At 64.5% G+C, this 12,001-nt stretch carries 11 protein-coding genes; 7 read left to right on the plus strand and 4 right to left on the minus strand.

The features are described from left to right. Window positions 1-160: 160 nt before the first annotated feature. On the minus strand, window positions 161-1,165 hold the full coding sequence (locus tag ACPDZI_RS20685; protein WP_011707764.1) for a substrate-binding domain-containing protein: 1,005 nt from the start codon (window positions 1,163-1,165) through the stop codon (window positions 161-163). 204 nt (window positions 1,166-1,369) lie between these two features. Between ACPDZI_RS20685 and galE the strand changes: the two genes are divergently transcribed. The 6 genes from galE to bacA all read left to right on the plus strand — a co-directional run bounded on the left by galE (window position 1,370) and on the right by bacA (window position 7,954). Next, on the plus strand, window positions 1,370-2,383 hold the full coding sequence (galE, locus tag ACPDZI_RS20690) for a UDP-glucose 4-epimerase GalE (protein ID WP_438833708.1): 1,014 nt from the start codon (window positions 1,370-1,372) through the stop codon (window positions 2,381-2,383). A 107-nt stretch (window positions 2,384-2,490) separates the two neighbouring features. Continuing rightward, window positions 2,491-3,549: a UDP-glucose--hexose-1-phosphate uridylyltransferase gene (locus ACPDZI_RS20695; RefSeq protein ID WP_438833709.1), complete on the plus strand. Its 1,059-nt coding sequence runs from the start codon at window positions 2,491-2,493 to the stop codon at window positions 3,547-3,549. Continuing rightward, the gene (galK, locus tag ACPDZI_RS20700) at window positions 3,546-4,694 is read left to right on the plus strand and encodes a galactokinase (RefSeq protein WP_011707767.1); all 1,149 of its coding nucleotides are present in this window, start codon (window positions 3,546-3,548) and stop codon (window positions 4,692-4,694) included. The genes ACPDZI_RS20695 and galK overlap by 4 nt, the downstream gene beginning before the upstream one ends. 64 nt (window positions 4,695-4,758) lie before the next feature. Then, window positions 4,759-5,751, plus strand: coding sequence for a galactose-1-epimerase (gene galM / locus ACPDZI_RS20705; RefSeq protein ID WP_438833710.1), 993 nt, complete (start codon window positions 4,759-4,761; stop codon window positions 5,749-5,751). Window positions 5,752-5,935: 184 nt separating this feature from the next. Further along, window positions 5,936-6,946, plus strand: a complete 1,011-nt coding sequence (locus tag ACPDZI_RS20710) for an aldo/keto reductase (protein WP_438833711.1) — start codon at window positions 5,936-5,938, stop codon at window positions 6,944-6,946. A 192-nt stretch (window positions 6,947-7,138) separates the two neighbouring features. After that, window positions 7,139-7,954, plus strand: a complete 816-nt coding sequence (gene bacA, locus ACPDZI_RS20715) for an undecaprenyl-diphosphate phosphatase (protein WP_016352313.1) — start codon at window positions 7,139-7,141, stop codon at window positions 7,952-7,954. A gap of 61 nt (window positions 7,955-8,015) precedes the next feature. On the opposite strand, the gene ACPDZI_RS20720 is transcribed toward bacA, so the two are convergent. The 3 genes from ACPDZI_RS20720 to ACPDZI_RS20730 form a co-directional block, all read right to left on the minus strand. Next, the gene (locus ACPDZI_RS20720) at window positions 8,016-8,681 is read right to left on the minus strand and encodes a ChrR family anti-sigma-E factor (RefSeq protein WP_139389693.1); all 666 of its coding nucleotides are present in this window, start codon (window positions 8,679-8,681) and stop codon (window positions 8,016-8,018) included. Further along, window positions 8,674-9,243: a sigma-70 family RNA polymerase sigma factor gene (locus ACPDZI_RS20725; protein WP_016352315.1), complete on the minus strand. Its 570-nt coding sequence runs from the start codon at window positions 9,241-9,243 to the stop codon at window positions 8,674-8,676. Before ACPDZI_RS20725 ends, ACPDZI_RS20720 begins: the two co-directional genes overlap by 8 nt. Window positions 9,244-9,375: 132 nt before the next feature. Continuing rightward, complete coding sequence (locus ACPDZI_RS20730) at window positions 9,376-9,942, minus strand: LON peptidase substrate-binding domain-containing protein (protein WP_438833712.1); 567 nt, start codon at window positions 9,940-9,942, stop codon at window positions 9,376-9,378. 313 nt (window positions 9,943-10,255) lie between these two features. Here ACPDZI_RS20730 and argS point away from each other — a divergent pair, with 313 nt between their 5' ends. Continuing rightward, entirely contained in the window at window positions 10,256-12,001 is a 1,746-nt protein-coding gene (gene argS, locus ACPDZI_RS20735; protein ID WP_024945163.1) for an arginine--tRNA ligase, read from the plus strand.

A 12,001-nucleotide genomic window follows, 5' to 3' on the forward strand; every position in this document is an offset into this window, starting at 1 on the left:
GTGATCGGCGATCTCGCTCACACAGATGTAAACGATTACACTGAATTTGTTAAGTAAAACAGGGTAAAAATGCGCTAAATACAGGTAAAAGACCAAGGCTCCGGATCACGCGCCGCAAAAACGGCGATCCGGAGCGACAAACAGAGGTAAATGAAAGGGATCAGCTTCGAACGGGCGCCACCGAGTGGCGGTTGATCAGGGTCGGGGTGTAAATGCGGCTCTGCACCGCCTCGCTTTCGCCCGCCGCCAGCTGCAGTGCCAGCTTGGCCGCCTGGGCAGCCATCAGTTCAACCGGGTAGCGCATGGTGGAGAGCTTGGGGCGCAGGTATCTGGCATAGATGATGTCATCGAAACCCACCACCGAGACCTCCTCCGGCACCTTGAGGCCGTTGTCCGCCAGCACCGAGATGGCCCCCGCCGCCATGGCATCGTTGTAGGCCACCACGGCCGTGATGGGCAGCCCCTTGGCCAGCAGGTTGAGCATGGCGCGCTCGCCGCCCTCCTCGTTGGGCATGCCGCTCTCCACCAGCTCAGGATCGGCGCGCAACCCCGCTTCGGCCAGCGCATCCTGATAGCCCTGTAGCCGCAGGATGGCATCTTCGATGGCGTGATCCGAACTGAGGAAGGCGATGTGGCGGTGGCCCAGCTCCAGCAGATGGCGGGTCGCCGTGGCGGCCCCCTGGCGGTTGTTGAGGGCAATGCAGCGCCCCTTGAGCGCCGGGATGTCGCGGTTGATCAGCACCATGCCGGGCACCCGCAGCGCGTAGTCGATCAGCTCCTCGTCGCTCAGCGCCTTGCTGTGCACCACCAGCGCCTCGCAGCGCTTGCCGATCAGCAGTTCGATGGATTCACGCTCCTGCCGTGCCTTGTGAAAACCATTACCCATCAACAGGTGCAGGCCCTGTTCCACTGCCACCGCGGCCACCCCCTTGACCAGGGCGCCGAAGAAGGGATCCGCCACGTCGCCCACCAGCACCCCCATGGTGTCACAGGTCTGGCTGACCAGTGCCCGCGCGTTGGCATTGGGGGTATAGCCCAGTTCGGCCATGGCCTTCTGTACCACCTCGCGGGAGGCGGCGCTGGCCTTGGGTGAGTTGTTCATCACCCGTGAAACCGTTGCCACCGATACGTTGGCCAAACGGGCGACATCCTTGATGGTACTCATGCTGTTTTCACTTATTTCACGGCTCGGGATGGCGCCATTATACCGAGCAATGTCACTGATAACAGGGGGGAAAACCATATTGCTGAAATGATGACCATCAAAACAAGTGTAATCGTTTACACATATTTGTTAGCCAGTTCACAGTTTGCCCGCCGGCCCCTCGGCTAGACTCCTTCACAGGCTTTTTTCAGCGTGGAGATGAGGATGAAAGTACTGGTCACCGGCGGCTGCGGCTACATCGGCAGCCACACCTGCCTGGCACTGCAAGCGGCTGGCATGGAGCCCGTGGTGGTGGACAACCTCTGCAACAGCAAGGCGGGCGTACTGGCTCGCATCGCCGCCATCAGCGGGCGCGAGCCCCGCTTCTATCAGGGGGACATCCGTGACCCGGCCCTGCTGGATCGTATCTTCAGCGAGCAACGGATCGACGCAGTGATCCACTTCGCCGCCCTCAAGGCGGTCGGCGAGTCCACCCGCCTCCCCCTCGCATACTACGAGAACAACCTGAGCGGCACCCTGGTATTGCTGCAGGCGATGCAGCGGGCTGGCGCCCATAACCTGGTGTTCAGCTCGTCGGCCACCGTCTACGGCGACCCGGCCAGCACCCCCATCCGGGAGGATTTCCCGCGCAGCGCCACCAACCCCTACGGCCGCTCCAAGCTGATCATCGAAGAGATCCTCGAGGATCTGCAACGGGCCGAGCCGCACTGGAGCATGACCCTGCTGCGCTACTTCAACCCGGTCGGCGCCCACGAGTCGGGCACCATGGGGGAAGATCCCCAGGGGATCCCCAACAACCTCATGCCGTTTTTGACCCAGGTCGCCATCGGCCGGCGCGACTGCCTTTCCATCTTTGGTAACGATTACCCCACCGTCGACGGCACCGGTGTGCGCGACTACATCCACGTGATGGATCTCGCCGAGGGGCACGTCAAGGCGTTGCAGCACTGCGCCAGCAAGGGTGGTGTACACGTCTACAACCTGGGCACGGGCCAGGGCCAGAGCGTGCTGCAGATGGTCGCGGCGTTCGAGGCGGCCAGCGGCCGCCCCTTGCCCTATCGCATCGAACCAAGACGTCCCGGCGACATCGCCGAATGCTGGGCCGATCCCGCCAAGGCCGAGCGCGAGCTGGGCTGGCGAGCCCGGCGGGATCTGGCCGCCATGTGTGCCGACAGCTGGCGCTGGCAATCCGCCAACCCCCAGGGGTACGAGGCATGATGTCCGTTTTGCTCCCTTCTCCCGTCGCGGGAGAGGGGCCACAGATGAGAGGCGCGCCCGCCCTCATCACTGCCCGCAATTCCTTTTATTGAGCTTGAGGAGTGATGATGTTCAACCCGGTTGATCACCCCCACCGTCGTTTCAACCCGCTGACCGGCCAATACGTGCTGGTCTCCCCCCACAGGGCCAAGCGCCCCTGGCAGGGCCAGGTCGAGAAGGTGAGCCAGGCGCCGAGCCAGGCCCATGACCCCGACTGCTTCCTCTGTGCCGGCAACAAGCGCGTCACCGGCGACCAGAATCCCGACTATCGGGATACCTTCGTCTTTACCAACGACTTCGCCGCCCTGATGCAGGACACCCCGGCCGCCAGCGGCCAGCAGGATCCCCTGCTCAAGCTGGAAGCCGCCCGTGGCACCAGCCGGGTCATCTGCTTCTCGCCGGATCACGGCAAGACCCTGCCCGAACTGCCCCTGCCTGCCATCGAGCAGGTGATCACCACCTGGATGGAGCAGGTAGCCGAGCTGTCAGCCCAGTGGGAGTGGGTGCAGGTGTTTGAAAACAAGGGCGCCGTCATGGGCTGCTCCAACCCTCATCCCCACGGTCAGCTGTGGGGCAGCGACTTCCTGCCCAATGAAATAGCCCGCGAAGAGCAGCACCAGCGCGACTGGCTGGCGGAGCACGGCCGCCCGCTGCTGGTCGACTACGTGGAGCGGGAGCTGCAAGATCGCTCCCGCATCGTGGTGGAGACCGCCCACTGGCTGGCGGTAGTTCCCTTCTGGGCGGCCTGGCCGTTCGAGACCCTGCTGCTGCCCAAGCGCCACGTTCCCTCTCTGCTCGACCTCACTCCCGAGCTGCAACAGGATCTGGCCATCGCGCTCAAGGAGCTCACCAGCCGCTACGACAACCTGTTCGAGTGCAGCTTCCCCTACTCCATGGGCTGGCACTTTGCCCCGCCCCGCTCCGACTGCCCAGAGGTGTGGCAACTGCACGCCCACTTCTATCCGCCGCTGCTGCGCTCCGCCACGGTGCGCAAATTCATGGTGGGCTTCGAGATGCTGGCCGAGACCCAGCGTGACCTTACCCCGGAACAAGCCGCGGAACGGCTGCGCGCGCTTTCCCCCATTCATTACAACCAGACCAATCAGGCCAACGAGGAGGCCCTATGACCCCGAGCCAGCGCGTCAGCGCCGTGTTTGCCGAGCAGTTTGAGCAGCAACCCGACCTGCTGGTACGGGCCCCCGGCCGCGTCAACCTCATCGGCGAGCACACCGACTACAACGACGGCTTCGTGCTGCCCTGCGCCATCGACTACGAGACCTGCGTCGCCATCGGCCTGCGCGATGACAGCCTGGTGCACGTGATCGCCGCCGACTACGGCAACCAGCGCGACCTGTTCGATCTCGACCAGCCCATCGGCCACCATGCAGACCAGCGCTGGAGCGACTACATCCGCGGGGTGGTGAAGTACCTGCAGGAGCGGGGCTATCCGCTGCGCGGCCTCAATCTGGTGGTCTCCGGCAACGTGCCGCAGGGGGCCGGCCTCTCCTCTTCCGCCTCGCTGGAGGTGGCCATCGGCCAGGCCTTCAAGGAGGCGCTGGGGCTCGCCATTACGCAGGCCGAAATTGCCCTCAACGGCCAGCAGGCGGAGAACCAGTTCGTCGGCTGCAACTGCGGCATCATGGACCAGATGATCTCCGCCAGCGGCAAACAGGATCACGCCCTGCTGCTCGACTGCCGCTCGCTGGAGACCCGACTCATCCCCATGCCCACCGATCTGGCGGTGCTGATCGTCAACTCCAACGTGCGCCGCGGCCTGGTGGACAGCGAATACAACACCCGCCGCCAGCAGTGCGAAGCGGCCGCCCGTCACTACGGGGTCAAGGCGCTGCGCGATCTGGATCTGGCGGCGCTGGAAGCGGGCAAGGCCGGGCTGGATGAGGTCTGCTACCGCCGTGCCCGTCACGTGGTGGGCGACAACAGCCGCACCCTGGCCGCCGCCGATGCGTTGGCGCAAGGGGATCTGGTGCGCCTCGGCGAGCTGATGGCCGACTCCCACGCCGCCATGCGCGATGACTTCGAAATTACCGTGCCTGCCATCGATGGTCTGGTGGAGATCATCAAGGCCAGGATCGGCACCGAGGGCGGCGTGCGGATGACCGGCGGCGGCTTCGGTGGCTGCGTGGTCGCCCTGCTGCACCCCGACAAGGTGGCCGAGGTGATCGCCGCGGTCGATGCCGAGTACCCGGCCCGCTTCGGCCTCAAGGCCGACAGCTACGTCTGCCGCGCCAGCGCAGGGGCGGGAAAACTATGAGCCCATTGATGATGCAGGCCGACGGCGACGTCTGCCGGATCGGCAACACAGGTGCAGGCAGAATATGAGCGATGCCATGATCCCGTTCGAGCTGGAAAACGAGGAGGGGCTGCGCCTGCGTGGCCTCGATTTCGGCGCCACCCTCACCTCCCTCACCCTGCCGGTGGCGGGCGGGCGCCGCGAAGTGCTGCTGGGCTGCGCCGATGAGGCATACCCCGCCCAGCAGGTGTGGCTGGGGGCGGTGGCGGGGCGCTTTGCCAACCGCATCGGCAACGCCGAGCTGCTGCGCGACGGCCAGCGCTGGCCGCTGGATGCCAACCAGCCGCCCCACTGCCTGCACGGCGGGCGGGCGGGGTTTCATCGCCAGCACTGGCAGATCAAGGAGCGGGAGGCGGACCAGGTCAGACTGACCCTGCTCTCCCGAGCGGGGGAGCAGGGCTTTCCCGGCAACCTGCGGGTCACGCTGGAGTACCGGCTGGAACAGTGCGATCTGGTGGTGGATTTCGTCGCCAGCACGGATGCCGCGACCCCGGTCAGCCTCACCAGCCACACCTACTTCAATCTCGATGGACAAGCCGCCGGCGGCGATGTGCGCGACCACCTCATCCGCCTCAATGCCGACCGTTTTCTGCCGACCGACCAAAGCGGGCTGCCGCTCGCGCTCGCACCGGTGGAGGGGCCGTTCGATCTGCGCCACGAACGCCTTATCGGACAAGATTGGCTGAGCCACCCTCAGCAGCAACAGGCCAAGGGGTATGACCACGCCTTCGTGCTCAACGGGCCGAGCGCCGAGTGGGCGGCGCGGGTGGTCTCGGGGGATCGTCAGCTGGCCATGGAGGTCTACACCAACCAGCCCTCGCTGCAGTTCTACACCGGCAACTGGCTGGCCAATACGCCAGCACGCGATGGCCAACTCCATCAGGATCACGCCGGCTTCTGTCTGGAGGCCCAGCAGTTGCCGGACAGCCCCAACCGGCCCGAGCTGGGGGATCCCTGGCTGTTGCCGGGGCAGACCTATCGTCACCAGACCCGTTATCGCTTTATCGCCGCCGGCTGACCCGGCGCCCTCCGCCAAGCCTGTGCTGACTACCCCAGGCGAGGCCGAGGCGGCGTCACCGTTTCGCGGCACTCTGGCCCTACTCTGGCCCCGCGCGATCTTCTCCACGCCGACATGGCGGATGAAGAGGGCGCGGGGTCACCCGTCACATCCGCTCGCATACAAGTCCACGCAAGGAGTCGTTATGGATGATCACTACCTCGCCGCCCCCGACCGCTATCAGCGCCAGCCCTATCGACCCGCCGGTCGCCACGGCCTGCGCCTGCCCGGCATCGGTCTCGGCCTCTGGCACAACTTCGGTGCCGAGTGCGATCCCGCCACCGCAAAAGCCATGGTGCACCAGGCGTTCGATCTGGGCATCACCCACTTCGATCTGGCCAACAACTACGGGCCGCCGCCGGGGTCGGCCGAGCTCACCTTCGGCAAGCTGCTCAAGGGGAGCCTGGCTCCCTATCGAGACGAGCTCATCATCGCCAGCAAGGCGGGGTACATCATGTGGGATGGTCCCTACGGCGATGGCGGCAGCGCCAAATACCTGTTTGCCAGCCTACACCAGAGCCTGCGCCGGCTCGGTCTCGACTACGTGGACATCTTCTATCACCACAGGCCAGATCCGCGCACCCCGCTGGAGGAGACCTGTCAGGCGCTGGCCCTGATGGTACGTCAGGGCAAGGCGCTCTACGTCGGCCTCTCCAACTACCCGGCCCCGCTCGCCGCGCAGGCCGCCGCCCGGCTGGCGGAGCTGGGCACCCCCTGTCTGGTCAATCAGCTCAAATATTCCCTGTTCCAGCGCGATATTGAAGCCGAAACCCTGCCGGTCTGCCGCGAGCACGGCATGGGGGTGGTCGCCTTCTCCCCGCTGGCCGGCGGGCTGCTGAGCGATCGTTACCTGGCGGGCATTCCAGCGGATTCGCGCGCCGCCAGTGCCAGCCCCTTCCTCAAGCCTGAGCAGATCACCGCCGGAAAGCTGGCCACCATCCGCGCCCTGCATGCGCTGGCGCAGCAGCGGAGCCAACCGCTGTCGCAGCTGGCGCTGCAGTGGGTCCTGCGCGACTCTGTGGTGAGCTGTGCCCTGATTGGGGCCAGCAGCCCGCAGCAGATTGTCAGCGCGGTGGAAGCCCAGGCCCAGCCCCCGCTGGATGCGGCGCTGCTGCAGCAAATCGAGGGGATCCTGGCCAGCCAGGGCACCGCCTGATCGGGGCCGAGGCCGACGGCGAACAAATCTGACCCGAACGAAAACCCATGGCCCCGCCGTCGATCCCGCCGGCGGGGCCTGCCACCAACACAATATTCACTGGTTGCCCGCCCGATTTTCCTCCATCATTGGTCGCCCCTGGCTCGGCTCGGGGCCGACTTCATCCGGACCAATAATCAAGAGATCTGAAACATGACAGAGTCTTACGCCCTGTTTGTCGCCTTCGTGCTGGGCATTGTGGAGGGCCTGACCGAGTTCCTCCCCGTCTCCTCCACCGGCCACATGATCATCGTCGGCCACCTGCTTGGCTTCGACGGCCCCAAGGCTGCCACCTTCGAAGTGGTGATCCAGATGGGCTCCATCCTGGCGGTGGTCGCCGTGTTCTGGCGCCGCCTGTTTGGCCTGATCGGCATCCACTTCGGCCAGAAACCGGCGCAGGGACACGCCACCCTCTCGCTGGTGCACATCATCCTCGGCATGCTGCCCGCCGTGATCATCGGCCTCGCCATCCACAGCTGGATCAAGGCTAATCTGTTCGGCCCGCAAACCGTGATGTACGCCCTGGTGGCCGGCGGCATCCTGCTGATCATCGCCGAGAAGTTCCGCCCGGCGGTGCGCTCCGAAACCCTGGACGACATCAGCTACAAGCAGGCGCTCGGTATCGGTCTGTTCCAGTGTCTGGCGCTCTGGCCCGGTTTCTCCCGCTCCGGTGCCACCATCAGCGGCGGCATGCTGATGGGGATCAGCCGCCAGGCGGCGGCCGAGTTCTCCTTCATCCTGGCGGTGCCCATGATGGTGGCGGCCAGCGGACTGGATCTCTACAAGAGCCGGGATCTGCTCTCCATGGCCGACTTCCCCATGTTCGCGGTGGGCTTCATCACCGCCTTCGTGGTGGCCATGATCGCCATCAAGACCTTCCTGGCGCTGATCCGTCGCCTCGACTTCATTCCGTTCGCCATCTACCGCTTCGTGGTAGCCTTCGCCGTCTATCTGGTGTTCGTCGCCTGATCCGGCCGCGACACCATGCAAAAAGGGACCTCAAAGGTCCCTTTTTTATTGCCGCCATGGCTCAGTAGAGGCGATGGCTGATGCCGTTGAGTAGTCGCGACAACCCCTTGGTGAACTGTACCGGCGCATCCTGCACCGTGTAGCAGAGGCAGCCATCCGGGGTGTGCGGACTGTGGGCGTGGCTGGCATCGCGCCAGATGAAGTCCCCGGCCTGATAGCGGGTGTCGCCATCTTCGATGGTGCCTGCCAGCAGCAGAGTCAGCTCATAACCCTTGTGGGTGTGCTCCGGGATGCGGCCGCCCGCCTCGATGTGCAGCAGGCTGGCGCGGGCCCCCTGCTCGTCGAGCGGCAGGCTCACCTGCCGGATGGCGCCGATGTGACGCCAGCTGGGGGCGTGGTGACGAGCCAGCACCCGCGGCAACCGGTACGACTGGCCCGCCACCTGCAGCTCGGGCTGTGCCGCCGCCGACTGACTCAATGCGGCCGCACTGGCCACCGGCTGCTGCAGGATGCCGGCCAGCATGGCATCGAACGCCGCCGGCAAGGGCTCGCACTCTTCGGTGGGCGCCAGGTATTGCCGGGCCAGCTCCTCTTCGCAGGCCCGCAGCCGGGCAGCGCAATCGGGGCAGAGCTCGCAGTGAGCGGAAACGCCGACGGCCAGCGGCAGGGGCAGTTCGTCGGCGGCAAAGGCGCGCAACATGGCCTGAACGGGATGGGCTTTAATCATGGCCTTGCTCCACTTGTTCCTTCAATTTTTGTAATGCCAGTCTGAGGCGGGATTTGATGGTGCCGAGCGGCACACCGAGCCGGTCTGCCAGCTCCTGTTGGGAGAGCTCCTGCAGGTAGATGCCGCGCACCACCTGCTGCTGCGGTTCCGGCAGGGTGCCCACGTAATGGGCCATCTGGCGGGTCAGCACGGCGTCTTCGCCGCCGCTCAGGTGCTCCTCTTCCGCCCTGAACTCCAGCATGGGCCACAGCTCTTCGGCACAGAGTTCTTCTTTGCTGGCGCGGCGTCGGCGCAGCATGTCGAAGCCCTGATTGCGCATCACGGTGTAGATCCAGGTGGTGGCAGCCCCCTTGTCGGGGTGATAGAGCCGGGCCTTCTGCCACACCAGCAGCATGGTCTCCTGCACCAGTTCCATGGCGTTGGCCTCGCTGCCGAGGTGGCGCAGCCCGTAGCTACGGATGCGCGGGGCAAAGTGCTGGAACAGGGTGGCGAAGGCGGCCTTGTCGCCATGCTCGGCCACCCGCACCAGCAGGGATTTCAGATCGCCGGCGGGGTCATCCATAGGGGGCGATATCCTGTGCGGAGTCGGTTGTGATTGGCCAGTATATGCCATGGCGCCGTACCTTGAAGAGGGTGATGAGTACCAATACGTGCGCCGCGGCAAAAGGATCACCGGTGCCGTATCAAAGAGGGCTCAGTGGCTGGCGACCAGTAACCCGCTCAGCAGGGAGAGCGCCGGCTGGTTGTCTTCCGCCGCCACCAGCCACTGCTTCTGCTCCACCGGGATCGGCAGCACCTCCAGCCAGCGCTGGGCCACCCAGCTGGCATCGCCCCAGTCGGGGTTGCGATAGAGGGCCGCGTATTCCGGGTAGTCTTCGAACACCTCCTGCAGCGCCCTGGCCAGCGAGTGCTGGTCGGCATTGAGCCGGCCGGTGCACCAGGGGGGCAATTGCTCCACCTCCCCGATCCGCAAGCCGTCTGCCTCCTGCCACAGATCGGTGATCCTGACCCGCTCCATGCCGAGCACCGTGATGCCGAGCAGGCCATCCGGCAGTTGATCGAAGTCGACGATCCGCACCCGGGTGGCGATGGGATACATGTTGCGCAGCGCATCGGGCTGGCGGGGATCCAGCATGCAGAGGGCAAAGCCCTGATCTCCCGCCTGGGCGATCATGCGCTGGTATCTGGGCTCGAAGATGCGCAGCGGCATGATGCCACCGGGCAGCAGATGGGCCGAGAGGGGAAACAGCGCCAGTTTCATCGACAGATTCCTCGGTAAAAGGTACCTGTTGATACGACCGTACCGACGGGGCAGATCATTCAGAACGAGTTGGAATAAAAAACCCCTTAACAATCAGGGGAAAATAGCCTGGACAAGCCGCTTCGATATGCAGTAGAAATGGATAAGCACCACAATTTCCGTCCAATATTCTGGATTACGGTGCCAAATGCAGTGAAATATCCGCCCATCCAACTCCGGCGGGCCGTCCCTATAGTTTTCTCGGGCCGATGCGGGTAAAATTCACGCCCTTATATATCAGTCATTTTTCGACGCGCAACCTTGGTGGTCAGTTATGAAAGAGCATATTCATCATCTACTTGAACAAACGGTAGCCAATCTGAAGTCTGCGGGCGTCCTGCCGGCGGACCTGGAAGCCCGCGTGCAAGTAGACCGATGCAAGGAGAAGGCTCACGGCGACCTGGCCACCAACCTGGCCATGCTGCTGGCCAAACCGGCCCGCAAGAATCCCCGTGAGCTGGCCGCTGCCATCATCGAGCACCTGCCCGCCTCCGATCTGATCGCCAAGGTCGAGATCGCCGGCCCCGGCTTCATCAACTTCTTCTTCGACCCGAGCTGGCTGGCCGGCCAGGTGGAGGCCATGGTCGCCTCTGCCAACGCCAACGTGAAGCTGCCGGCGCCGCAGACCGTGGTGGTGGACTACTCCGCCCCCAACGTGGCCAAGGAGATGGCGGTGCACCACATCCGCTCCACCGTCCTCGGTGACGTGGCCGCCCGTGCGCTGGAGTTCCTCGGCCACAAGGTGGTGCGTGCCAACCACATCGGCGACTGGGGTACCCAGTTCGGCATGCTGATCGCCTATCTGGAGAAGATGGCCAACGAGCACGCCTCCGACATGGAGCTGCGCGATCTGGAAGCCTTCTACACCCAGGCCAAGCGTCACTACGACGAAGACGAAGCCTTCGCCGAGCGCGCGCGCAACTACGTGGTCAAGCTCCAGGGCGGCGATGAGTACTGCCGCACCATGTGGAAGAAGCTGGTCGACATGACCATGGAGCAGAACCAGCGCAACTACGACCGCCTGAATGTCTCCCTGACCAACAAGGACATCATGGGCGAGTCCATGTACAACGACATGCTGCCGGAGATCGTGGCCGATCTGAAAGCGCGCGGCCTGGCGGTCGAGAGCGAAGGCGCCACCGTCGTCTTCCTGGACGAGTACAAGAACAAGGATGGCGAGCCCATGGGCGTCATCATCCAGAAGAGCGATGGCGGCTTCCTCTACACTACCACCGACATCGCCTGTGCCAAATATCGTTACGAAACCCTGGGCGCCGACCGGGTGATGTACTTCATCGACTCCCGTCAGCACCAGCACCTGATGCAGGCCTGGACCATCACCCGCAAGGCGGGCTATGTGCCGGAATCCGTACCGCTCGAGCACCACGCCTTCGGCATGATGCTGGGCAAGGACGGCCGTCCCTACAAGACCCGTTCCGGCGGTACCGTCAAGCTGGTCGAACTGCTGAACGAAGCCGAAGAGCGCGCCAGCGCCCTGCTGGAGAGCCGCAACAGCGACCTCTCCGCCGAAGAGAAGGCCCAGGTGGTGCACGCCATCGCCATGGGTGCGGTCAAGTATGCGGATCTCTCCAAGAACCGTACCACCGACTACATCTTCGACTGGGACCTGATGCTCTCCTTTGAAGGCAACACGGCGCCGTACCTGCAGTACGCCTATACCCGTATCCAGTCCATCTTCCGCAAGGCCGGCGTCGATGCCGATACCCTGAGCGGTCATGTGATCCTGAACGAGGAAGCGGAAGAGGTGCTGGCCCAGAAGCTGATCCAGTTCTCCGACGCGGTCAACGGCGTGGCGGACAAGGGCATGCCGCACCTGCTCTGTACCTATCTGTACGAGCTGTCCGGCAACTTCATGACCTTCTACGAAGCCTGCCCGATCAACAAGGATGGCGTCGACGAAGCGACCCGTCAGAGCCGCCTGCTGCTGTGCGCCGCCACCGCCAAGGTCCTCAAGCTGGGTCTGGGCGTATTGGGCATCCACACCCTGGAGCGCATGTAA

The sequence above is a fragment of the Aeromonas oralensis genome (assembly GCF_049665575.1).
Classification (GTDB): Bacteria; Pseudomonadota; Gammaproteobacteria; order Enterobacterales; family Aeromonadaceae; genus Aeromonas; species Aeromonas hydrophila.